This is a genomic window from Thioclava sp. SK-1 (genome assembly GCF_001705665.1).
GTDB lineage: Bacteria > Pseudomonadota > Alphaproteobacteria > Rhodobacterales > Rhodobacteraceae > Thioclava.
In genome coordinates this window covers 34897-58260 of sequence record NZ_MDHA01000065.1, presented here as the reverse complement: position 1 = coordinate 58260, position 23364 = coordinate 34897, and the positions used below count along the sequence as shown (strand labels likewise).

At 56.5% G+C, this 23364-nt stretch carries 17 protein-coding genes, 2 tRNA genes and 3 pseudogenes; 8 read left to right on the top strand and 14 right to left on the bottom strand.

The window, feature by feature from the left end; genetic code table 11:
- Positions 1-19 precede the first annotated feature (19 nt).
- From BFP70_RS15115 to tsaD, 5 genes are all read right to left on the bottom strand, one after another.
- Complete coding sequence (locus tag BFP70_RS15115; RefSeq protein ID WP_066012482.1) at positions 20-703, bottom strand: CbiX/SirB N-terminal domain-containing protein; 684 nt, start codon at positions 701-703, stop codon at positions 20-22.
- A 428-nt stretch (positions 704-1131) separates the two neighbouring features.
- On the bottom strand, positions 1132-1554 hold the full coding sequence (locus BFP70_RS15110; RefSeq protein WP_066012481.1) for an EVE domain-containing protein: 423 nt from the start codon (positions 1552-1554) through the stop codon (positions 1132-1134).
- Positions 1554-1823 (bottom strand): YciI family protein, encoded by a 270-nt coding sequence (locus BFP70_RS15105; RefSeq protein WP_066012480.1) that lies wholly within the window; start codon positions 1821-1823, stop codon positions 1554-1556. The genes BFP70_RS15110 and BFP70_RS15105 overlap by 1 nt, the downstream gene beginning before the upstream one ends.
- Positions 1824-2780 carry an NAD(P)H-dependent glycerol-3-phosphate dehydrogenase gene (locus BFP70_RS15100; protein ID WP_066012479.1) on the bottom strand — a complete coding sequence of 319 codons (957 nt, stop codon included), beginning with the start codon at positions 2778-2780 and terminating at the stop codon, positions 1824-1826.
- Positions 2777-3871 carry a tRNA (adenosine(37)-N6)-threonylcarbamoyltransferase complex transferase subunit TsaD gene (gene tsaD / locus BFP70_RS15095; protein WP_066012478.1) on the bottom strand — a complete coding sequence of 365 codons (1095 nt, stop codon included), beginning with the start codon at positions 3869-3871 and terminating at the stop codon, positions 2777-2779. Before tsaD ends, BFP70_RS15100 begins: the two co-directional genes overlap by 4 nt.
- Before the next feature lie 46 nt (positions 3872-3917).
- Here tsaD and BFP70_RS15090 point away from each other — a divergent pair, with 46 nt between their 5' ends.
- The 5 genes from BFP70_RS15090 to BFP70_RS15070 all read left to right on the top strand — a co-directional run bounded on the left by BFP70_RS15090 (position 3918) and on the right by BFP70_RS15070 (position 9025).
- Complete coding sequence (locus BFP70_RS15090; RefSeq protein ID WP_066012477.1) at positions 3918-4658, top strand: uroporphyrinogen-III synthase; 741 nt, start codon at positions 3918-3920, stop codon at positions 4656-4658.
- A 71-nt stretch (positions 4659-4729) separates the two neighbouring features.
- A complete protein-coding gene (locus BFP70_RS15085; RefSeq protein ID WP_066012476.1) occupies positions 4730-6097 on the top strand; it encodes a COG4223 family protein in 1368 nt (455 codons plus the stop codon).
- A gap of 10 nt (positions 6098-6107) precedes the next feature.
- Positions 6108-7655, top strand: a complete 1548-nt coding sequence (locus BFP70_RS15080) for a heme biosynthesis protein HemY (protein WP_066012475.1) — start codon at positions 6108-6110, stop codon at positions 7653-7655.
- Between the two features lie 227 nt (positions 7656-7882).
- Positions 7883-8893 carry a DMT family transporter gene (locus tag BFP70_RS15075; RefSeq protein ID WP_066012474.1) on the top strand — a complete coding sequence of 337 codons (1011 nt, stop codon included), beginning with the start codon at positions 7883-7885 and terminating at the stop codon, positions 8891-8893.
- A gap of 55 nt (positions 8894-8948) precedes the next feature.
- Positions 8949-9025 (top strand) — tRNA-Pro (locus BFP70_RS15070).
- 441 nt (positions 9026-9466) lie between these two features.
- On the opposite strand, the pseudogene BFP70_RS15065 reads toward BFP70_RS15070, so the two are convergent.
- A pseudogene (locus BFP70_RS15065) lies at positions 9467-9652 on the bottom strand (IS3 family transposase); the annotation flags it as partial.
- 320 nt (positions 9653-9972) lie between these two features.
- Here BFP70_RS15065 and istA point away from each other — a divergent pair.
- Together istA and BFP70_RS20435 are read left to right on the top strand one after the other, a co-directional pair.
- Positions 9973-11507: pseudogene (gene istA / locus BFP70_RS15060) on the top strand (IS21 family transposase).
- Positions 11508-11525: 18 nt separating this feature from the next.
- Positions 11526-11738 (top strand): annotated as a pseudogene (locus BFP70_RS20435) (ATP-binding protein); the annotation flags it as partial.
- Between the two features lie 56 nt (positions 11739-11794).
- Here BFP70_RS20435 and BFP70_RS20795 read toward each other — a convergent pair.
- The 7 genes from BFP70_RS20795 to BFP70_RS15030 all read right to left on the bottom strand — a co-directional run bounded on the left by BFP70_RS20795 (position 11795) and on the right by BFP70_RS15030 (position 21934).
- Positions 11795-12115 (bottom strand): hypothetical protein, encoded by a 321-nt coding sequence (locus BFP70_RS20795; RefSeq protein ID WP_141693222.1) that lies wholly within the window; start codon positions 12113-12115, stop codon positions 11795-11797.
- Between the two features lie 359 nt (positions 12116-12474).
- Positions 12475-17013, bottom strand: a complete 4539-nt coding sequence (gltB, locus tag BFP70_RS15055; protein WP_066012472.1) for a glutamate synthase large subunit — start codon at positions 17011-17013, stop codon at positions 12475-12477.
- A gap of 1 nt (position 17014) precedes the next feature.
- A complete protein-coding gene (locus BFP70_RS15050) occupies positions 17015-17761 on the bottom strand; it encodes an alpha/beta fold hydrolase (protein ID WP_066012471.1) in 747 nt (248 codons plus the stop codon).
- Entirely contained in the window at positions 17758-18480 is a 723-nt protein-coding gene (locus tag BFP70_RS15045; protein ID WP_255356731.1) for a hypothetical protein, read from the bottom strand. Before BFP70_RS15045 ends, BFP70_RS15050 begins: the two co-directional genes overlap by 4 nt.
- A gap of 79 nt (positions 18481-18559) precedes the next feature.
- The gene (locus tag BFP70_RS15040) at positions 18560-19993 is read right to left on the bottom strand and encodes an NAD(P)-dependent oxidoreductase (protein ID WP_066012469.1); all 1434 of its coding nucleotides are present in this window, start codon (positions 19991-19993) and stop codon (positions 18560-18562) included.
- A gap of 157 nt (positions 19994-20150) precedes the next feature.
- Entirely contained in the window at positions 20151-20954 is an 804-nt protein-coding gene (locus tag BFP70_RS15035; RefSeq protein ID WP_066012468.1) for an undecaprenyl-diphosphate phosphatase, read from the bottom strand.
- Positions 20951-21934 (bottom strand): complex I NDUFA9 subunit family protein, encoded by a 984-nt coding sequence (locus BFP70_RS15030; RefSeq protein WP_066012560.1) that lies wholly within the window; start codon positions 21932-21934, stop codon positions 20951-20953. The genes BFP70_RS15035 and BFP70_RS15030 overlap by 4 nt, the downstream gene beginning before the upstream one ends.
- Positions 21935-22113: 179 nt before the next feature.
- Here BFP70_RS15030 and BFP70_RS15025 point away from each other — a divergent pair.
- Positions 22114-22198 (top strand) — tRNA-Leu (locus BFP70_RS15025).
- A 262-nt stretch (positions 22199-22460) separates the two neighbouring features.
- Here BFP70_RS15025 and BFP70_RS15020 read toward each other — a convergent pair.
- Complete coding sequence (locus tag BFP70_RS15020; protein WP_066012559.1) at positions 22461-23354, bottom strand: LysR family transcriptional regulator; 894 nt, start codon at positions 23352-23354, stop codon at positions 22461-22463.
- Positions 23355-23364 lie beyond the last annotated feature (10 nt).

The window sequence follows — 23364 nt, the reverse complement described above, 5'->3', positions numbered from 1 at the left end:
TCGAACTTATTTTTATAAATCAAAACAAGTTGATAGCATTCGAAATCAAGTTCGGAACCTGTGGGTGTTCGCCTATGGGCGCCATGGCAGGGCCAGAAAATGACGCGTTTTGTAACGCCTCGGGAATGTCGCCTTCCACATGTCCGGCACGCAGCGCAAAAAACGGCAGGCACAGGCCTGTGGTACAGGTCGCAGCGACATCTTCCAGGAACGGGGCCTCTTCTATCAGGGCCACACGAATACGCCAAAATGGCACGCGCCCGCGCAGCGTTTGCGCCATATCATAGGCGCTGTTCTTCGATTTTCTCGCGATCTTTGACCCATGCGCACACAGAATCAGATCACTGTGACACGGGTCCAGACCGGCGTCTTTCGCTGCGGCCTCACAGGCTGCGGCGATCAGATCCGGCAAAGCGGGATCCACCCCGAACGGATCCATATGGCGCGCCACAACATTCACCGCGGCCAATCTCCGGGGCAATTCGCGCTTGGTAAACCACCCTTCGGCCATAAAGAACGGATAGATAATCGGCGCGTCGAATCCTTCCAGCGCGCCTTCTAATGATCCCGGCTTGGCCAAGGTCGCACCGCGCACCTGCGCGTCGCAAAGCGCCCCGACCTGCTGCGCAAGCTGATGCAGCCTACGATCTTGCGGATCAGGATCAGACGGGGAGCCGTGCGCGACAATAACAACCTGTTTCATAAGGTCGCAATTTAGCGGTGCACCGATAGGCGGCAAGGGCAAAGCGATTCTTTTCCGGCCATCACAAAAATCATTAACAGTCAGATAACCACAACTACCTGAAATCGAATCATTTTAGGTATCAAAAACTTGTGATTTCATCACGAATGTGGCTAAGTAATTTTGCCGGCTAGTATGGCCAGGCCCGAATAAGTTTCACGTGTGGTGCGTAGGGGAGCACGTGGGGTAGAAGGGTCCTGGTAGGGGTGCCGGGGCCCTTTGCATTTTTGCGAGGACGAAATATCGGTCGTGCAATTTGTGCGATCTGGCTGTTTCAAACCATATCATCATGCCCATGCCGGTAAGACATCACATGTTTCGGCATATGCTGGGGGCAAATATATCATTGCCGCAGCAACCGTGCCGCCACATATAGCGGCACGATCAAATCAGTTGGCATCCGTGTCGCCCATCGCGCAGACAAGCGTCCATTCCTCTTGCGTCACCGGCTGCACTGACAGACGCATCGATGTAACCAGTGACATTTCCGCCAGGCGCGGCTCTGCCTTCACAGCAGCCAAAGTCACCGGAGTTTTAAACGGGCGAATGGCTTTCAGATGCACGCAATCCCAACGCGGATCGTCGGTCGTGCTGTCAGGGGCGCTTTCGGCACTGACTTCACAGATGCCCACCACCTCTTTTCCAATATTTGAATGGTAGAAAAATCCGCGATCGCCCACTTTCATTTCGCGCATATTGTTGCGCGCCTGATAATTGCGGATACCGTCCCATTCCTCACCCGCATCGCCTTTGGCAACCAGATCCTCCCAGGGGAACTTGTTTGGCTCGGATTTAAACAGCCAGTAGCGCATTAGCCGATCACCTTTTTCCATTCCGAAATGACGACGTTTTCAAACAGCCCTGCATGCGCATAGGGATCATTCGCCGCCCAATCCTGCGCCGCGCCCAAAGTGTCACATTCCAAAATCACCAAAGAGCCGCACATCTGCCCTTCCTCAATGAACGGACCCGCCTGCGCAACAATACCTGTCTCTTTGATATAGGCCAAATGCGCATCGCGTGTGTCCAAACGAATTTGCAAAGCGCCGGGCTTATCCCGACAGATCACGGCATACAGCATTCATTCCTCCTTTAAGGGGCGCGACAAAAGCGCCTGTGTGGCCTGCGCCACTGTGATGTGATGTTCAGTCAGCGCAGCGATCATGGCCGCAATCGGCATATCAATGCATCGCGCCTTTGCCAGCCGCGCCACGGCGCAAGCGGTTGCAGCGCCTTCGACTGTGATGCTTGGGTCAATTTCTTGCGCCGCGCCCAGTGCGAACCCGCGACGATAATTACGCGACAGATCGGATGTGCAGGTCAGGACCAGATCCCCAAACCCGGACAGCCCCGACAGTGTCTCTGGCTCCGCACCCAGCATCAGCGCCAGACGGTTCATTTCGGCAAAGCCGCGCGTGATCAGCGCCGCGCGAGCCGAATCACCCAACCCCGCGCCCATCACGACGCCCGCACCAATCGCGATCACATTTTTCAATGCGCCGCCCAATTCCGCACCGATCAGATCGGGTGTCCGATACAGGCGCAAGGTTGGCGTCGAAAGCTGTTCTTGCAAGACCTGCGCCTGATCGCGGCACGCCAATGTCAACGCAGTTGGCAAGCCACGTGCAATATCGGCGGCAAAGCTTGGTCCGGTCAGAACGGCGGGCCGCGCGCTTGGCACTATTTCTTCGATCAATGCCGTCGGGCCGCGCAGGGTTTCCAGATCAATCCCCTTTGAGCAGCTGACAAGCGTTTTGCCCTGAAGCAGGGTCGCATGCTGCGTCAAAAAGGCGCGCGTTTGCTGCATTGGCACCGCCAGTAACAGGGTCTGCGCCCCGCAGGCCTGCGCAATATCGGCCGAAACAGAGACGTTTTTGGGCAGGGCCACACCGGGCAAACGTGCAGCATTTTCGCCCTGCTGGACCATATCTGCCGCGTGATCGGGACGCCGTGCCCATAATACCACCGGACCGTTTTGCGCCAGGCTAATGGCCAAGGCGGTGCCGAATGCCCCCGCGCCAAGAACTGCAATGCTCATGCTTTTGCACCTTTCTTGCCCGACCCCAACAGCGCCGGCGCCGTCTGATCAAGCGGCCAACGAGGGCGCGCAATCAGATCCATACCGTCGCGCCCGCCATTGCGATAGCGTTCGATACCAGCCCAGGCAATCATCGCCGCATTATCCGTGCACAACCGCAGCGGTGGCGCCAGAAACGCCGCGTTAAACTCTGCTGAAACCGTCTCCAATGCGGCACGAATGGCCTGATTTGCAGCCACCCCACCGGCCACGGCGAAAGCGGGTTGCGCCGGGCTTAAGGCCATATATTCGGCAAAGGCGCGGCGCGATTTTTTCGACAGGACATCAGCCACTGCGGCTTGGAAGCTGGCGCATAGATCGGCGCGAATGGCACGCGGCAGGCCCCCATGTTGTTCAATCACCTGATCGCGGGCGCGCAGCAATGCCGTCTTCAATCCCGAAAAGCTCATGTCGCAGCCGGGGCGATCCATCAATGGGCGCGGTAAGGCAAAGGCCTGCGGATTGCCTGATTTTGCCTCTGACTCGACGCTGGGACCACCGGGTTGGGGCAATGCCAATAGCTTGGCGGTCTTGTCGAACGCCTCGCCCGGGGCGTCATCAATCGTGCCGCCCAGCCGGACGAAATCCTCTGGCCCTTTGGCGATCAGGAATTGGCAATGCCCGCCCGACGCCAACAACATCAAATAGGGAAAGGGCAGCGCATCTGTCAGGCGCGGTGTCAACGCATGGCCCGCCAGATGATTGACCCCGATCAGCGGCAACCCGGCCCCCACGGCCAAGCCCTTGGCACACATCACGCCCGACATCACGCCACCGATCAGCCCCGGCCCTGCAGTCACCGCAATCGCATCCAGATCTTTCAGCGTCACACCCGCCTGATCAAGCGCCTGCTCCACACAGATATCAAGCTTCTCGGCATGGGCGCGGGCCGCGATCTCGGGGACAACCCCGCCAAAGGCCGCGTGCAGCTCTGTTTGGCCCGCGACCACATTGGACAGGATCTGCGCGCCACCATCGTCTGCGCGCACCACGGCAGCGGCGGTATCATCGCAGCTTGATTCAATACCAAGAAAAATCAGTGTCTGGTCCATCTTGCCTCAATTGCATAACAGGCTGTCTGGGGGTAGCACTGGCATCATGGCGAGACAATCCCAAGCCCCAGCACCATCGGATGCTATATTACTGCTGACACGCCCTGAAGCGGCGTCCGAACGGTTTGCCCAGCTGTATCAGGCCCGGTTCGGCCCTGCCACGATTGTCATATCACCGTTAACCGAAATTTCCCCCTGCCCGGTGGTTCCGCATAAGGGTGATGCGATTTTTACCTCAGAGAATGGGGTGATACCGTTTCTGAATGGCCACCTCCCCCCGCTTGGCCGTGCGTTTTGTGTTGGGCCACGCACCGCAGCCGCAGCACGTCAGGCCGGATTTCGCGATGTGATCACAGGTCCGGGCGATGCCACCGGTCTGGCTGGCCTGATTGCAGCCTACCCCGGCCCCTTTGTGCATTATCGCGGGCAAGAAATTGCCGTTTCCATCGCCCAACTTTTGCAAAAGCATGGGACCAAAGTTCAAGAATGCCTTGTTTATAAGCAGAAAAATTGCCCCGCTTCGACGCAAATGCGCGATGCCCTTTGTGGGGGGCGTGCCGTTATAGTGCCATTGTTTTCACAAAAATCTGCACAGCGCCTTGCACAGGCACTACAGGATATGGATACATCGATGACAGCAGATCTATATATTGTATCCATAAGTCAAAACACGGCCAATGCCCTGGGCGCAATCACAGCGCAATCACATTTAATCGCGGAACAGCCAGATGCGTCAGGCGTTCTTAACACATTGGCGCGTCTACATCGTCTACGCAATGCGGGTTGAGCGGACCCGAACACAGCACTAAGGTGATGCAGGCTTAGCCCACTGCCTTTAGAATTTTTAGGAGGACCGCCGTGCCGGAACCCGAAGAGAAGACATCGGATCAAACCGAGGCAATGGCGGATCAAACGCCGAATCGGACAACGGAAAGCGAAGCGTCGACCGACGATGACGCGGTGACTTTGGACACCCAGGCGCATGTGGGCGAAGACGATATCGTCGCGGCCTCCCGTCCCAACGAGGGTGACACAGATACCGCCGCGCAAGATACGCCAGTCAGTGATGCACCCGACAGCGTAACAGGTGACGCCGCGCCGATCTTGGTCCCCAAATCAGACGAGGAAAGCGAACCGACCGACATCGCTGACGCGCCTGCGGACAAATCCGAAGACAAAGACGCCGCGTCGCCGGTCGCGCCCGCCGCCGATTCCTCAGGCAGTGGCTTCTTGCCACTGTTGCTGGGTGGTGTGATCGCCGCAGTTATCGGCGCCGGCGCGATGGTTTTTGTTCTGCCAAAGCTACCGCCTGCGCTTTCAGCAAAATTCATGCCGGAAACCGACGCCGGGCAAATTGACGGATCCCTATCCGATCTGGCGGCACGTCTGGATGCCCTGACCCAGGAATTGGAATCGGTCAAAGCCTCTCCTCTGGCAGCGCCTGATCTGTCTGGTGTGCAAAACGGGATTGATGAGGCGATTTCATCCGCATCTGATTTGGGCAATGCCCTGACCGGGTTAGATGATCGGCTCAGCGCGCTAGAGGCCCGAAATGACACGAGCGGCGGATCTGCGGATTTTAGCGCTATGCAGGCGGAAATCGCATCGCTGAAGGCGATGGTCGAAGATGGTGGCGGCGCAGAAATCCAGCAGCGCATCGCCCAAGCAGCCCAAGAGGCACAGGATAAGATCACTGCCGCGGAAGAGCAGGCCGCGAAATTGCGCGCTGACAGCCAATCCGCCGCAAACGCAGCCTTGGCACAGGCGGCCATTGCACGTCTGGCTGCCGCGCTGGACAGCGGCGCCCCCACAGATAAGGCCATCGCCGATCTGCAGGCCGCTGATTACAACGTGCCTGACGCGTTGACTGCCGATGTTCCGTCGATTGAGGCCCTGCAAAGCAGCTTTGCTGCACCTGCCCGCGCCGCCCTGGATGCATCACGCAAACAAGCTGCGCAAAATGCGTCCGCTGGGGATAAACTAAAGACATTTTTCCTGACGCAAACCGGCGCACGTTCGCTGAACGAGCAAGAGGGCGACACGCCCAACGCCGTATTATCGCGCGCGCAAACCGCGGTTGATCACGCAGATTTCGACACTGCCGTAGCCGATGTTTCGGGTTTGCCCGAAGCAGGCCAAGCAGCAATGGCCGATTGGGTGGCACAGGCCCAAAAGCGGATCGACGCGCTAAGCGCACTTGATCAGCTTGGCACCGACGCGAATTAAGGAGGCCGCCATGCTCTGGTCATTTATCAAAGTCGCCGTGTTTTTCATCCTTGTCGCCGCCATCACTTTGGGCGCGATGCAGCTTTTGGAAAGCGGCGAAGCCATTCGCATCACCGCGATGAACACCGAATTCACCCTTAGCCCATTGATGGCCGTCATCGGCGTGCTTCTCATTTTCGTGGCCGTCTGGTTGACCATTCGCATCGTCGGCCTGATCGTCGCGCTTCTGCGTTTCCTGAACGGTGACGAAACTGCGCTGTCGCGGTATTTTGACCGCAACCGCGAACGCAAAGGGTATCAGGCGCTTTCGGATGCAATCTTGGCGACCGCAGCGGGTGATCCCAAACAGGCCACGTCCAGCGTGAAAAAAGCTGAACGCCTGCTGCAGAAACCTCAGGTTACACAACTGGTTGCCGCCCAGGCACATGAAATGGCAGGCGACACTAAAAACGCCACAGACAGTTACAAAGTGCTGCTGACCGATGATCGCACCCGGTTTGTCGGCATTCGCGGATTGATGCGCCAGAAACTTGCGGAGGGCGACACCGATACCGCGATGAAGCTGGCCGAGAAAGCCTGGCGTTTGAAACCCGGCAATGTCGAGGTGCAAGACACATTGCTCAAGCTATCCACTGAAAAAGGCCAATGGGCTGATGCACGCAAGGTGCTGAAATCCAAACGTGCCACAGGGGAACTGCCGAAAGACCTCCACAAACGCCGCGATGCCGTTTTGGCATTGCAAGAGGCCAAAGTGGTTCTGGACGAAGGCGCCAGCATAGAGGCCCAAGAGGCTGCGATCGCTGCCAACAAATCTTCGCCCGACCTTATTCCGGCGGCGGCAATGGCAGCACGCACCTATATCGCTAAAGAAAAACCCAAAGCCGCGATTCGCGTGATCAAGAAAGCATGGGAGGCGCAGCCGCATCCTGACCTGGCCACCGTCTTCGCGGAAATTGAACCCACAGAAGATGCGCAGGCGCGGTTGAAACGGTTCCAGAAACTTCTGGTTCTGCGCCCCGATCATGAAGAGACTCGTCTGCTGAAGGCCGAGCTGAACATCGCTGCCGAGAACTTCCCAGAGGCGCGGCGCGCGATTGGCGATCTGGCGCAAACCCACCCAACCGCACGGGTCATGGCGATCCTTGCCGCGATCGAACGCGGTGAAGGCGCGGATGACGCTGTTGTACGCGGCTGGCTGGCGCGTGCGCTGTCTGCCCCGCGTGGCCCGCAGTGGTGCTGTGACAAATGCCAGACCATTCAACCCGAATGGATGCCGATCTGTGACAATTGTGGTGGCTTCGATACATTGACATGGCGCGAGCCGACAAAAACCGAACAGCCCTTGCCGCACGGAGCGGAAATGCTGCCGGTGATTGTTGGGCAACCCGCTGTGACCCCGGTGTCGCAAGACATATCTGAACCTGCTCCAAATGCCAGCAAAGCCCCCGCTGCTGCACCGGAAGATGCCGAAATTGTCGACCCTGTCGGGGCAGCCACTGTCGCCCCGACGATCGTCACGGATACAGAAACTGAGGGCGCCAAGCCCAAGGTCGTCTAATATCATATAAGATCAGCATGTTGGCGAATGCCTTCGCCAACATGTCTTCAGCTCGGCATCCGCCAAGGCACATCATAGCCGCGGTATCGAACCATCCGCGCAGGCGCCGCGCGCATAATAATCCGACAAATCCATCCAACCAACTTCCCACAAGCGCTTTCTATCGTCGCCCCCCTTGCCATGGGCGGATTGCACTGTAGCTTCAGTCACATGAGGGGAGAGCAATAATGGACGCACGCAACAATCTGAAAGGGGCTCTTCTGGGCCTGCTGGCAATGGCGATCTATGCCACCCATGATGCTGTTGTAAAATCGCTTGGTGGTCATTTTTCAGCGTTTCAGATCGTATTTGTGGCCGCATTGCTGGGGTTCCCGCTGATCTCATTCATCATGCTGAATGAAAAAAAGGCAGGCCACCTACGCCCTGTCTATCCGTTCTGGGTCATTTTGCGATCAGCTTGCACCATCATTACCGGCGTTTCTGCCTTTTATGCGTTTACCACACTGCCGCTGGCGCAGGTCTATCCCATCCTCTTTGCATCGCCATTGTTGGTGACGGTGCTATCGATCCCAATTCTGGGCGAGACGGTGCGGTTTCGGCGTTGGATGGCGGTGATCGTTGGTCTGATTGGCGTGGTGATCGTAGTGCGTCCGGGCCAAGCCGACCTTGCGCTTGGTCATGCCGCGGCGATGCTTGCGGCATTTTGCAATGCAATGGCCTCTGTGATCGTGCGCAAGATCGGCGCAGAAGAACGTTCTATCGTCTTATTACTCTATCCGATGATGGGCAATTTCTTGGTGATGGGGATCGCCCTGCCCTTTGTCTATGTCCCGATGGAGCTCTCTGACCTGGGCCTGATGGGCATCATCGCCTTGTTCGGGCTTATTGCGTCGTTCATCACCATTCTGGCATATCGCGCAGGTGAGGCGGTGATCGTCGCGCCCATGCAATATTCCCAAATCGTCTGGGCGGTTATTTTTGGCTATGCATTCTTTGATGAAAGCGTCGACACGATCACCCTTGTCGGTGCCGCCGTAGTGATTGGGTCGGGCATGTATATCGTGTTCCGCGAAGGAACAGCCGGCACGTCTGAGAATACGCCAGTCTTGCAAACCCGCCAACGCGTGGAAACTGCAATCGCTCCGCGTAGCTCACTTTTATATCGCATGCTCAAGCGGGAAAACTTCTTTCCGCCGATGACAGAGCGCGCCGCGCGCGGACGGCGACCGAAGGGTTAGCACTGTTTTTTCTCTTGTATTACGCCTTTGGAGGGGGTAATTCCCCGCCCACGGTCGGAGCGTAGCGCAGCCTGGTAGCGCACCTGCTTCGGGAGCAGGGGGTCGGAGGTTCGAATCCTCTCGCTCCGACCAATTTCCCGTTAGAATTATCCAATCCGGTGTGAATTTGGGTGTATCAGACCCGAGTTTGGGATTTGTCCTAGCAAAACATGAGTTTCATCACTCGAAGCCAACTGCTGCTCGCTCTCCCAACCTCATCAAGCCTCAAGACGACGGAAAGCAAAGCTCGCCCTCGTGACATGGTTCCGTCCTTCGATCGATCGAGTGAATCGCTGCGGGTTTGTCGGAGGCTCCAACCCCTTAGTAGGATGGATAATTATTAGAAAAACAACCAAAAAAATATACGCTTGAAGTCCGCAAACGGACGGTTCGGATGGTTCTCGGAAATGAGGGTCGGCACGGATTTCACTGGCGGTCTACCGGTAATCCCCCCATTTTTACGGAGGCTTGGACGTAGAGTTTACGCGGCCATTTTTGGACCTGTCACGGTTTGATGCCGCCCCAAGTGCTCGTTTAAGCCGCCTTCCGTTCGAAGGCGACCGGGCTTTTCCACCCCAATGCTGGGTGCCGGCGCTGCGGATTGTAGAAGCCATTGATGTATTCGAAGATCGCCATCTCAGCCTGCCTGCACGTTTCCCACGACCGTCGCCAGATCAGTTCAGCCTTGATGGTTTTAAAGCACGCCTCGACCGCCGCATTGAAGCTCCTATATTCGTCAAGCGGCAATCCGGGCTGATTCCGGCACGCAGAGCTGGCTGTAGATTTCGCGAACGATATAGCGTTTCAGGCAACGAATGATCTCGCTTTTGCTTTTCCCGTCTTTCATGCGTTTCTGGGCATAGGCAAGCGTGGGTTCGTGGCTTCGCATTCTCACGATGGCAACGCGATACAGGGCGGCGTTGGCTTGTCGATTACCTCCTCGGTTCAATCGGAACCGGTGTGTTGATTGTCACTGAAAATTAACCCGTGTGAACACCCTGCCCCGACGGTTTTGGTTGGGGGGATTTGGAGTGATCGACATGGGATTTTTGAGTGTCATCAGACGCTGGGCATTGCGTGACAAAATGCCGATACGCGAGATCGCCCGGCGGACGGGTTTGTCTCGGAATACGATCAGGATGTATCTGCGCGAAGGCGCGGTAGAGCCACAGTTCAAGACGCCCAAGCATCCAAGCATCCAAGCATCCAAGCATCCAAGCATCCAAGCAAGCTGGATCCCTATGCGGATCGTTTGTCCACTTGGCTTTTGATCCAGACGCGGAAGTCACGCAAAGGGCGGCGGACGGTAAAGCAAATGCATGCTGATCTGGTGAGGCTGGGATATGACGGCTCCTATGAACGCGTGGCGGCTTTTGCACGAGCGTGGCGCGCTGATCAGCATGAAGCGGAACAGACGACGGGGCGCGGCACCTATGTGCCGTTGGTGTTCCAGCCCGGCGAAGCGTTCCAATGCGATTGGAGCGAGGACTGGGCCAACATTGGTGGTGAGCGGGTCAAACTTCAGGTCGCGCGTTCTTGGTACGCGCTTATCCGCTGCAAACGCATGAGATGCTGTTCGACGCTCATTGGCATGCGTTCAGGGTTTTTGGCGGCGTCCCCGGACGTGGCATCTATGACAATATGAAGACGGCAGTTGACCGCGTTGGCAAAGGCAAGCAGCGAGACGTCAATGCGCGCTGCAAAGCCATGGCCAGCCACTATGTCTTTGAACCGGAGTTCTGCAATCCGGCAGCGGGCTGGGGGAAGGGTCAGGTTGAGAAGAATGTGCAGGATGCGCGCAACCGTATGTGGCAGGTCATGCCGGTTTTTGCTGGCTTGGGCGAGTTAAACCAATGGCTTGAAGATCGCTGTATCGCTCTTTGGGCAGAGACACCGCACAAGGCTTTGCCGGGGTCCATCGCTGACGTGGGAGGCCGAGAGACCCATGCTGATGGCGCTGCCGCCAGCATTTGACGGCTTTATCGAACACAGCAAACGCGTATCGCCAACATGCCTGATAACCTTCGAACGCAATCGCTACAGTGTGCCTGCCAGCTTTGCGAACCGCCGGATCAGCCTGCATGTCTACCCTGATCGGCTGGTCGTGGTCGCTGAAGGGAAAACGGTCTGTGAGCATACGCGGATCATCGAGCGGTCTCATCGCAAACCCGGCAAGGTCATCTATGACTGGCGCCACTATCTCGCTGTTATCCAACGCAAACCGGGGCCCCTTCGGAATGGCGCCCCGTTCGCGGAGATGCCAAACGCTTTCCGTCAATTGCAGGCTCATATGCTACGCAAACAGGGCGGAGACGGAGAGATGGTCGATGTCCTGTCATTGGTTCTTCAGCACAATGAGGAAGACGTCCTGTGCACGGTAAAACTGGCGCTGGAAGCGGGTGTACCGACCAAAACGCATATTCTGAATCTGCTGCACCGATTGATCGACCGCAAGCCGACAGATCACCCCGAGGTCGATCCGTCGGACGCGCTGGCATTGCAAACAACGCCAGAGGCCAATGTGGATCGCTATGATGGGTTGAAACAAACTGCGGAGAAGCGCCATGCGTCATGATCCAGCAGGAGCCTGCGTCACGAGCGCACCAGCGTTATCATCACCACCAACCTCAGCTTCTCGGAATGGGCGCAGGTATTTGGAGACGCAAAGATGACAACCGCGCTCCTCGAGAGCCTCACACACCGCTGTCACATCCTCAAGACCGGAAACGATAGCTACCGCTTCAAGGCCTGCGCTAAGGCTGCAAAGAAAACACGAAAGGAGACCAAAACATTGACCACATCATAGACCACGGCGCAGAATGAAGAGTGGGTCAAAGCTCGGTGAAAATACCGGGTCAGTTCTCAGTGACATTCAGCATAGCTTTCATCGGCTGGCATTTCGAGGCGCGCGGCTTGCTGGTCACGGGGGGAATCCCGCGTTGGCAAAGCCTCCGAGACCGTCCGGCTTGTCGAGGAGTTCAACGCCAGCATGACGCTGATACCCAATGAGAAGCCGGGCAGGATTGTCTCCTCTCCCACATATAAGATCAATCTCCGCAGGTTCGCTGATCCGGCGAGAGATCGCGACATGATCGACGGCGACAAGCTCATGGAGATGGTGCTGGACGAATAGCGGATGGCCAATACCGGTATGAACGTTTTAGGGCTCGTATTGCTGGCCATTTTTTGGCTACCGCCCTGCGTGCTTATGCTAAGTGCGGGAAGCGCATAAATCATAAAGCACTGAAATAAATAATATAATTTGACAGAACGCAACTGCCAAATCAGTCAGGAGTGCCAACTGATGGTATATTGGCAGTGACCAAATGCAGGCGGCTCCGTCGTTACACTGTTACACCCTCGCCTTTGTGGCATGAGCCGAGCGTCAGAGGCGCAATCGGGGCGAGCTATCACCCGCGTTTGGGGCGTATTTGCGCTATGACGCTGGCCCCAAAGGATACGCCCCGGCAACCTGCGTTACCGGGGCGTATAATGTCTTTGTCAGCGGATGGCTTTGGCATCCACCAAAGGTCGGATCCGCTTTACTCTGCGGGGACCGCCTCTGCTTCATCCGTTAGCGGATAGGGCAGTAGCTTGAGCATCTCTTTCGGGCATACCTGTAAGAAGTTTGCCTTTTCGACATCCCAATTTTGCAAGATATCCAGCGCCTTTTGCGAGCGTGTCTCTTCGACATGACGTTCGATCAGGCCTTTCAGCTCTGCTTCCCAATGCGCATGGCCTAGGCCACAGGTAACCAAGGATTCCGGGTTGATCAGATCCTCGGCGACCCCGTCAGGATCATACAGATAGCTCATGCCGCCAGTCATACCCGCGCCGAAATTCGACCCGATCGACCCAAGGATCACGGTCACACCACCGGTCATATATTCACAACCATTGGTGCCGCAGCCCTCGATCACCGCCTTCGCGCCAGAGTTCCGCACGGCGAAACGCTCGCCCGCGCGGCCTGCTGCGAACAAATATCCATCGGTAGCACCGTAAAGCACGGTATTGCCGATAATCGTATTTTCAGACGCTTTCAGCGGCGATGACATTGGCGGGCGCACGGTGACGATACCGCCCGACAGACCTTTGGCGACATAGTCATTGGCATCGCCGGACACTTCGATCTTCAGCCCCGGCGCCGCAAAGGCCCCCAGTGACTGCCCGGCGGACCCGGTCAGCTTTACCGTCAGGTGATCAGGTTGCAGCGCGTTGCGCATCCCGAAATTCTGCACGATATGGCTCGATGCGCGCGTGCCAATGGTCCGATGCGTGTTGCGCACGGCATAGGACAGCTGCATCTTTTCGCCCTCTTCGAAGAAACGCGCACCATCACGGATGATCTCTGCGTCCAGCGTATCAGGCACGTAGTTGCGCGGCTTGGAGCGATCATAGACGATTTTATCCCACCCATCCACGGTCAGCAGAAGCGGGTTCAGATCCAGATCGTCCAGATGCGCCGATCCACGGCTGACCTGTGTCAACAGATCCGCACGGCCAATGATCTCATCCATGGAGCGCGCCCCGATGGAGGCCAGCAATTCACGCACCTCTTGCGCATAGAATGTGATCAAGTTGACCACTTTATCCGCAGAACCCGTGAATTTGTTACGCAGCTCGGGGTCCTGGGTGCAGACGCCCACCGGGCAGGTGTTCGACTGGCACTGACGCACCATGATACAGCCCATCGCAACAAGCGCAGCGGTGCCGATACCATATTCCTCGGCCCCCATCATCGCCGCCATCACAACATCGCGTCCCGTGCGCAAACCACCATCTGTGCGCAGAGTTACGCGCTCACGCAGGTTGTTCATCGCCAGAACCTGATGCGCCTCGGTCAGACCCATCTCCCACGGCAGACCTGCGAATTTGATCGAGGTCGCAGGCGATGCGCCCGTGCCGCCATTATGGCCAGAGATCAAGATGATATCCGCTTTGGCCTTGGCCACACCTGCCGCGATCGTGCCAACGCCCGAAGACGCCACCAGTTTCACCGTCACTTTGACCTTCGGGTTGATCTGCTTCAGGTCATAGATCAGCTGCGCAAGGTCTTCGATCGAGTAGATATCGTGGTGTGGCGGTGGCGAAATCAGTGTCACGCCTTTGGTGGAATGGCGCAAACGCGCAATCAGGTCGGTGACCTTCATGCCGGGAAGCTGACCGCCCTCGCCCGGTTTCGCCCCTTGGGCAACCTTGATCTCAAGCTCTTCGCAATGGTTCAGGTATTCGGCAGTCACACCGAACCGGCCCGACGCCACCTGTTTGATCTTGGCCGATGGGTTGTCACCATTGGGTTCAGGCACGAAATGCGCCGGATCTTCGCCGCCTTCACCCGAATCCGACTTGGCGCCGATCCGGTTCATTGCCACGTTCAGCAACTTATGCGCCTCTGGCGACAATGCGCCCAAGGACATGCCCGGCGTCACGAAACGCTTCCGGATCGAAGTAATGGATTCGACTTCCTCAATCGGAACCGGCTTGCCCAATGGTTTTACATCCAGCAGGTCACGAATATGGATCGGCGGATTCGCCTTCATCATCGCGCTATACTGTTTCCACAAATCATAGCTGGCACGGTCACAGGCCGCTTGCAGCATATGCATCGACTGCGCGCCCCAGGCGTGTTTCTCGCCCGAACGGCGGGATTTATAGAACCCACCGATAGGCAGAACATCTTGCTGGCCTTTCCAACCAAGCGCGTGCACCTCTTCCAGCTTGTGCTGGATGCCGTGGATACCAATGCCCGAAATCCGCGAATGCATGCCGGGGAAATATTCCGCCACCATCGCACGCGACAGGCCCACGGCCTCAAAGTTCAAACCGCCGCGATAGGACGAAATGACCGAAATCCCCATCTTTGCCATGATCTTCAGCAGACCGGCATCAATGGCGGCACGGAATTTGCGCACGGCATCCAGCAAGGTGCCATCCAACAATCCGCGATCAATCCGATCGGCCAGCGTGTCTTCTGCCAGATAGGCGTTGACGGTGGTCGCCCCCGACCCCACCAGAACAGCAAAGTAATGCGGGTCGATACATTCCGCCGACCGCACATTGATCGAGGTGAACGTGCGCAGACCTTTCTTCGTCAGCCACGAATGCACAGCCGAAGTCGCAAGGATCATCGGCATCGCAACTTTTTCCGCCGACTGATGTTCGTCGGTCAGCACCAGATGGCCCGCGCCAGAGCGCACCGCATCTTCGGCCTCTTCGCGGATGCGTTGCAGGCCAAGACGCAGCGCCTCTTGATCGGCGTCCGCCGGGAAGGTGCAGTCGATCAGGCAAACGCTTTCGCCGAATTCCGACACCATCTTCTTGAATTCTTCATTCGCAATGAATGGCGTATCAAGGATCAAGATCTCTGTCTGGGCGCCGGATTCCTCCAGCACGTTGCGCAGGTTGCCAAAGCGCGTTTTCAACGACATTACGCGGCTTTCGCGCAGACTATCGATCGGCGGGTTCGTCACCTGGCTGAAGTTCTGGCGGAAGAAATGGCTAAGTGGGCGATATTTCTTTGACAAAACCGCCGGTGGCGTGTCGTCACCCATTGAGGCAATCGCCTCTTTGCCATCTTCGCCCATCGGCGCAAGGATCTGTTCAATCTCTTCGACCGTATAGCCTGCAGCTTTTTGACGCTGGCGCAGGTCATCGCCGGTAAACATCGGCTTTTCAGGCAATTCGCGCATCATCTCTGACAGATCAGTGACTTTTTCGATCCAGTCGCCAAAGGGGCGCTTTTCGGCCAGAAGGTCCTTCATTTCCTTGTCGTGATACAGCTTACCCTCAGCCATATCGACAGCAATCATCTGGCCCGGACCAAGCGCGCCTTTTTCCACAACCGTGGCTTCATCGGTAGGCACCATGCCCACCTCGGACCCGGCGATCAGAACGCCATCGCCTGTCACCACATAACGCAGCGGGCGCAACCCGTTACGGTCCAGACCACCACACACCCAGCGGCCATCTGTCATTGCCAAGGCGGCCGGGCCGTCCCACGGCTCCATCACGGCGTTGGAATAGGCATACATGTCTTGCCACGCCTGAGGCATTTCCTCGGTCGAATTCGACCAAGCTTCTGGCACCAGCATGGTTTTCGCCATCGGCGCAGACCGGCCCGAACGGACCATCAATTCAAACACAGAATCCAGCGCACCGGAATCCGATGATCCTGCCGGGATCACTGGTTTGATATCTTCTGCCATGTCACCGAAAGCCTTCGAGGCCATACGGATTTCATGCGATTTCATCCAGTTGACGTTGCCTTTGATCGTGTTGATCTCACCGTTATGGGCCAACATACGGAAGGGCTGTGCCAACCACCACTGCGGGAAAGTGTTGGTGGAATACCGCTGGTGATAAATCGCAAAGGCCGATTCAAAACGCTCGTCTTTCAGGTCGGGATAGAATTCCGCAACCTGTTCTGCCAGCATCATGCCTTTATAAATGATCGACCGGGTCGACAACGAACACATATACAGCTCGCCGACCTGTGCTGCGATGGCTGATTTTTCGATCCGGCGGCGAATGATATACAATTCGCGTTCGAACTGTTCTTCGTCGATATCCTTCTCATTCCGGATCAGGATCTGTTCAATTTCCGGACGCGTCGCATTGGCCTTTTCGCCCAGGCACGACGTATCAACGGGAACGTGGCGCCAGCCGTAAATATAATGGCCCATCCGCAGAACTTCGGTTTCCACGATGGTCCGGCAGCGCTCTTGTGCGCCGAAATCGGTGCGCGGCAAGAACACCTGTCCCACTGCGATACGCTTTTGCGTATCCGGCTCATGCCCGGTGCGGCGGATCTGGTCATAGAAGAACGGCGCAGGAATTTGCAGGTGGATACCTGCACCATCACCGGTTTTGCCGTCCGCGTCCACTGCTCCGCGATGCCAGATCGCTTTCAGCGCGTCGATACCATTGGCCACCACTTTACGTGATGCTTTACCGTCAATGGACACCACAAGGCCAACCCCGCAAGAGGCCTTTTCATCATCTTCGCGATACAGCGTGTTATCCGCCATCCAAGCCCGCTTGGCTTTCTCGCGGGCAACCCAGGCTTCGTCGTATTTGGTCATGTTATGCCTCCTCGGAGAAGTCGTTGAGCCGCTGGGTCTCATAGGTGCGGCGATGCACACCGCCCGCGGCTTTGATGGTGGAGCACGCGCGGGTCATCTGACCGCGCAATGCACGATGAACGATCGTGCCCAATGCGTCGCTTTCATGCAGCATGGGCGCAATATTGTGATCTTCATCTGGGAAAATGAAATGCCGATACCGCGACGTGTCAGGAAAGCGCAGCGCATGCGCCCGCTCCCGATCCGTGCCGCCGTGAAGCATCAATACATCTGTTTGCGAATCCGTCAGATCGGGCATTGTCGGATAGAGCCAATCTTCGATCTCTTTGCGGAAGAACATCCAACGGCTTTCTTCTGGTATCACATCGGGGTGCACCGAAAATTGCGGCGAAAACACAATGACCCGGTCCACGGCCATCTGCGACGCCAGAATAAGCGCGGCGCTGCCACCCATTGAATTGCCGATGGCGCAGATCTCTGTCACGTCAAGATGCTCAGCCAGATCTTCGATCGTCTCAACTATCATTTCGGCGAGGCCGGGATGGTTCATCCAGCTGCGGCTTTCATCGGCCACAAACAGGACGTGGTTCTCTTCATCCATCCAAGCGGTGCGGCCAAATTCAATCTCTGGCACGCTATGGCGCTCTGTGCCAACGCCAGAAAATGAAATCACAAGCCGTTTTCCGGTCCCCGGAACATAGCTTAGGTGCAGCGGTAGCTCTGCCGGCATCGGCGTGATCGGGATCATTGCTCTGCCTTCCATCGGGTTTGGCCCATATCCAACTGCGTCATCATCATATCGCAATCGAATACAGGGGTGCTTGCGCCAAACCCGGCATCCCCGGGGAAGGCGAAACTTGCCGGAGGAGAGGCGCTTGATGCCTCATCCCCAAACGCGTTCTTATAGTCTTCGCTATCGCCGAAAAATACGCGCATCTTACGGCTGATAAATTGCAATCCGCTGCGGCTTGAAATGAAATTCCCTGCGCCATCCAGCGTTTTTACAGAAAACTCACTGCGTTCCAGTGGTACACCATCAATGGTCACTGTCTGTCCCGTCAGCTGATCATGCCCAACATACCGGCGGGTTTCTCCGAAATTATTCAGCGTGACAAAATCATAATCATCGCGCCCCGCATCCAGCAAAGTATCAAAAGATGCATGATCCGCCGAGGCCTGCACATCCAGATAATCGATTTCACCGGTTTCAAGGCTGATGCTTTCGACCCAGCGTGTTTGATGATCAATCCGCGACAGGAAATATTCTCCTTGCCCGTCGGCATAGGAAATCCAACGTTCACCGCCAGGATCCGACGCGCATTGGAAATGATTGGCCACCTGACATTCGCGCAGCTGAACCGTCATCGTCAATGCACAGCCCGGCGGTGGGACAAACAAATCATCGGCATGCGCAGGCAAGGCGCTTAGCGCCCCAAACCCTGCCAGCATGTAAGATGCCAGTTTCACCCAAGTCAGCCTTTCATCATGCAAGGACAGCCTTGGCGCACCATTTAAGATGCGCCAAGGCCGGTGTCCCTAAACGCGTTTACTCTGCTGCGACTGCGGTCGCACCATCGAGGAAGCGGATGATCTCTTCGCCAGCTTCGCGGCCATCACGAATGGCCCAAACCACCAAAGACGCACCGCGCACGATATCGCCCACGGCATAAACGCCGGGAAGATTGGTCGCATGTGTGCCGAACGCCGCCTTGACCGTGCCCCAACGGGTCACTTCCAGATCGTCGGCGTTCCATTGCTCTGGCAGATCTTCCGGCTCAAACCCAAGGGCTTTGATGACCAGGTCAGTTTTCTCTTCATACAGCCCGCCTTCAATCGGCTCTGGCGATTGACGGCCCGACGCATCGGGTTGCCCCAATTTCATCTGCTGAATGGTCATTGCGCTGACCGGGTTTCCGCTGAAGCCTTTGGGTGCCGCAAGCCAGACGAATTCCGCACCTTCTTCTTCGGCGTTTTGCACTTCGCGTTGCGAGCCGGGCATATTCGCACGATCCCGACGATACAGACATTTCACCGAGGTCGCGCCCTGCCGAATGGCCGTGCGCACACAGTCCATCGCCGTATCACCACCCCCAATGACAACCACATTCTTGCCTTTGGCATTCAATGTGCCGTCGTCATATTCGGGAACGCTGTCACCGAAGCTCAGCTTGTTCGAGCAGGTCAAATAATCGATCGCACGCACGATACCAGCCGCATCGCCGCCCGGATCACGCAGGTCACGGGTTTTATACACCCCGGTTGCGATCAGCACAGCGTCATGTTTGCCACGGATCGCGTCGAAGGTGATGTCCGTCCCAACATTACAATTCAGCACGAATTCAACACCGCCTTTTTCAAGCTGTTCGATACGGCGCATCACAACGTCTTTTTCCAGCTTAAAGCCGGGGATACCATAGGTCAGCAAACCACCGGCGCGATCATGGCGATCATATACGGTGACCTGCACACCCTGACGGCGCAGCACATCCGCAGCCGACAGACCTCCCGGCCCTGCACCAATGATTGCGACGCTTTCAGTGCGCTCTTTGTTGGCGACAACTGGTTTGACCCAACCGTTTTCCCACGCGGTATCGGTGATATATTTTTCCACCGCACCGATGGTAACCGTGCCATGGCCCGATTGTTCAATGACGCAATTGCCTTCGCACAAACGGTCCTGCGGGCAGATACGGCCACAGATCTCGGGGAAGGTATTCGTAGCCTGGCTGATGTTATACGCCTCTTCCAGACGCCCTTCGGCAGTCAAGCGAAGCCAATCTGGGATGTTGTTATGCAATGGGCAATGCGTTTGGCAATATGGCACACCACATTGCGAGCAGCGGCTGGCTTGCTCTTCGGCTTTGGCCGTTGCGAATTCTGCGTAGATTTCATTGAAATCCTGCGCGCGGGTATCTGCCCCGCGCTTATTCGGCATCTCTTTATTGGTCGAAACGAATTTCAGCATGCGTTGCTTGGCCATGGCTGCGCCTCCCTGCGGAATCCTTGAGTTGCGTCTTGCTACACCGGATCAATTCCCAATAAAAGTCAGGAAGGCTGACCCAATTTCGTCTTTTTTACATAATAACCACACTTCCGCGCGAGAATTTCTCGTATTTAGGTAAGTATGCGTTACCTAGTTAGATATATCCTACTGCAATCCCCATCAAAACCGCCGAACCGAAAATGATTCTCCACCAACCAAAAGGCGCATAACCATGCCGGCTGATGAAATCCAACAACCCGCGCACAACGATAATCGCCGACACGAAGGCCATCACAAACCCGATCAAAATCAGATGCAGATCGTCAACCGATAGGATGTCGCGATTTTTATAGAGATCATAGGCAAAAGCCCCTGCCATCGTCGGCATGGACAAAAAGAAGCTAAATTCTGCCGCAGCGCGTTTGGAAACGCCCATCAACATAGCACCAACGATAGTCGACCCTGACCGAGATGTGCCCGGGATCATCGCAAGGCATTGAATAACCCCGATCCAAAACGCGGTCTTCAGTGGCAGACGCATGGCATCGTCATGTTCAACCGTCAGATCTTTTCGATCAATCCACAGCAGGACAATCCCGCCAAGGATCAGCATAACCGCAATCAATGCCGGCGATTCAAAAAGCACCGCTTTGATAAAGTCATGCGCCAGAACGCCGATCACCACAGCGGGCAAAAAGGCCAGCAGAACTGAAAAAACAAAACGCCGCGCCTGTGGATCATGCGGCGCGGCGGAAAATACATCGTAAAGTCTTTTGGCATAGACCCCAAGAATGGCCAAAACGGCCCCAAGCTGGATCACAACCTCGAATGCATTCGCAGTGGAATGGAACCCCAGCAGATCCCCCGCTATCAAGACATGTCCTGTAGAGGAGACCGGCAGGAATTCTGTTAGACCCTCAAGAAACCCAAGGATCGCGGCAGCAATTGTATCATTCATGAACGTGATTGACGCATATTTTTGGCTGAGGATTGAATCGCGTCATATTGACCATGCGGCCGGAAACGCCACAGATAGCCTGGCAAAATCGATGCCATCGCAACTGGCTGGATACCCAGATCAGCAAAGGTTTTCTGCCCCTTTGACACGACATTGTCTTTCGCAAGGCTTTTGACCTGATCGCGGGTTAAAACCGTGTTGGTGAACAAGCCACCTGTCAGCTTTTGCAGCCCGTCGAACACGCCACCCATCAGCGACGCGATACCCGATGGCAGGTTGACCACCCCGCGACGGCGCATGATCACATCCAACATCTCTTGCATCAGCGCCTTAAAGGTCATGACATCTGGCCCACCCAGCTCATAGATGCCCGATGCCTTACCGTTTGCGGCCAGAACCGCAACCTGGGCGACATCGTCGACATGAACGGGTTGGAATTTCGTCGCACCCCCCGTGATAGGCAACACCGGAGAGAACCGTGTCATCGCCGCGAATTTGTTAAAGAACTGATCTTCTGTTCCGAACATCACCGAAGGGCGCAAGATCGTGGCGGCTGGGAAATGCTCCAGCACCTGCTCTTCACCCAGGGCTTTGGACTTTGCATAATCGCTTTGCGCGCCACCGGTGATGGCGGACATATGAACCAATGTCTCAACGCCTTCCTGCGCGGCAAGCCGGGCAACGCGTCCAGCCCCTTCGGCTTGAATAGCACCGAAGCTGTTCTTGCCCTGTGCGTTCAAGATACCGACGCAATTGATGACCGCATCTGCACCCACCATCGCGGCGGCGACAGAGGCATCATCGCGGATATTGCATAGAACCGGTTCGACCTGCCCAACCGCGCCATAGGGTTTGACAAACGTTGCTTCGTTCGGACGACGCACGGCAACGCGAATGCGCCAACCCTCTTTCGCCATCCGGCGGGTGATATAGCGTCCGACAAATCCAGAACCGCCATAAATCGTGACAAGCTTCGACATCGGCTGGGCCTTCCCTTGCATATTTTCATCCTTTGATTACCGCCAAGCCCTTTGTGGGACAAGGGGATTCCGGCGTCTTATAGGGGTCGCGCCGGGAGTGTCTGAATTTCATATGAAGAAAATAAGAAAATCCCGTTGACAGCCCCCTGACCTGACCGTAAAAGCCGCCCTACCAACCGGCCCAGATGGCGGAATTGGTAGACGCGCACGGTTCAGGTCCGTGTGCCGCAAGGCGTGGAGGTTCGAGTCCTCTTCTGGGCACCAAACTAAGCCCCGCAAGCTAACTGCTTGCGGGGCTTTGCTTTTGCCGCCAACCGAAGTCACCTTCATCCCGGTCAACCGATAAGATCCGCCCATCCGCCCCGCGGCGTATGTTTCACGGGAATCACTATGGGCAGGATTACGCTCCGCAAAACCAAGCGCCCAATGAAGCGGCGCAACTGCCAATTCATGCATCAAGCGCGGCGCTTAAAAAGATTATGCAATCATACAAATCTTTATGCTGCAATTCTACGCTGGTGGCGGGTTACCCGTTCACCTGCCGGCGCAGCTCTTCCATGAAACTTAGCAGCAGGCTGGAATGCGGCACGCCTTTGCGCGTCAGCAGTGAGGCGCGTATTTCACAGGCTGGCATAAAGGGGCGCGCCACCAGGCCGCGACCCTCCAGATAGGGCTGTGCTGAGTAGGGATCAACCACGGTCAGCCCCAGACCATCTGCCACCAAGGCCGCCGCCGTCTGGCAATAGCGGACCTCGATCTGTGGCTGATAGCGCACGCCGCCCAACGCGAAGCCCTTGGCCACCAAACGCCCCAATTGCGACGCCTGATCAATGCCAATAATCGCACGCCCTACAAGATGCTCCACCGTGATACAGCTTTCGGTCGCCAGCGGATCCGCTTCGGGCAGCAAAACAACCATCTGACTTCGCTGAATGATTTCGGAATTCACTGTTTCAAGCTTTTCAGCGTTCAAAATCAAACCAATATCGGCCTGACCGGTTTCAATCGACTCCAGCACATTTTCCAGCCGCCGCACATCATAGGAAATTGTCACATCCGGTCGGCCTGCCAAGAAGCCACGCAGCGCCTTGGGGCCGACGGAATAGCCCAGCGGAGGTGTCGACATTACCCGCAACCGACCGACCCGGCCCACACGCATGTCACGCGCCCGCGTTGTAAAAGAGCGTAAAATGCCAAATAAGGGCCGAATTTCTTCAAATAGGTCGCGCGCCTCGGCCGTGGGCTGCAAGCGGCGTCCCGTGCGTTCAAATAGGGTGATGCCAAGCTGGCTTTCCAATTGCCGCAAGCCCGAGGAAACGGCCGGTTGCGAGATTCCCAGAAACTCTGCCGTTTCAACCGTTGTGGCGCAGCGCATCATGGCGGCGAATATCTCAAGCAACCGCAGCGAGACATCCGGCATATCTTCAATT

Bases quoted from the DNA above. Each gene is read 5' to 3' on its own strand.
- BFP70_RS15035 (WP_066012468.1), bottom strand. From the start codon at position 20,954: ATGAATGATACAATTGCTGCCGCGATCCTTGGGTTTCTTGAGGGTCTA.
- BFP70_RS15100 (WP_066012479.1), bottom strand. From the start codon at position 2,780: ATGAGCATTGCAGTTCTTGGCGCGGGGGCATTCGGCACCGCCTTGGCC.
- BFP70_RS15110 (WP_066012481.1), bottom strand. From the start codon at position 1,554: ATGCGCTACTGGCTGTTTAAATCCGAGCCAAACAAGTTCCCCTGGGAG.
- BFP70_RS15105 (WP_066012480.1), bottom strand. From the start codon at position 1,823: ATGCTGTATGCCGTGATCTGTCGGGATAAGCCCGGCGCTTTGCAAATT.
- BFP70_RS15040 (WP_066012469.1), bottom strand. From the start codon at position 19,993: ATGGCCAAGCAACGCATGCTGAAATTCGTTTCGACCAATAAAGAGATG.
- BFP70_RS15020 (WP_066012559.1), bottom strand. From the start codon at position 23,354: ATGCCGGATGTCTCGCTGCGGTTGCTTGAGATATTCGCCGCCATGATG.
- BFP70_RS15080 (WP_066012475.1), top strand. From the start codon at position 6,108: ATGCTCTGGTCATTTATCAAAGTCGCCGTGTTTTTCATCCTTGTCGCC.
- gltB (WP_066012472.1), bottom strand. From the start codon at position 17,013: ATGACCAAATACGACGAAGCCTGGGTTGCCCGCGAGAAAGCCAAGCGG.
- BFP70_RS15050 (WP_066012471.1), bottom strand. From the start codon at position 17,761: ATGATCCCGATCACGCCGATGCCGGCAGAGCTACCGCTGCACCTAAGC.
- BFP70_RS15115 (WP_066012482.1), bottom strand. From the start codon at position 703: ATGAAACAGGTTGTTATTGTCGCGCACGGCTCCCCGTCTGATCCTGAT.
- BFP70_RS15030 (WP_066012560.1), bottom strand. From the start codon at position 21,934: ATGTCGAAGCTTGTCACGATTTATGGCGGTTCTGGATTTGTCGGACGC.
- BFP70_RS15090 (WP_066012477.1), top strand. From the start codon at position 3,918: ATGGCGAGACAATCCCAAGCCCCAGCACCATCGGATGCTATATTACTG.
- BFP70_RS20795 (WP_141693222.1), bottom strand. From the start codon at position 12,115: ATGGCCAGCAATACGAGCCCTAAAACGTTCATACCGGTATTGGCCATC.
- BFP70_RS15075 (WP_066012474.1), top strand. From the start codon at position 7,883: ATGGACGCACGCAACAATCTGAAAGGGGCTCTTCTGGGCCTGCTGGCA.
- tsaD (WP_066012478.1), bottom strand. From the start codon at position 3,871: ATGGACCAGACACTGATTTTTCTTGGTATTGAATCAAGCTGCGATGAT.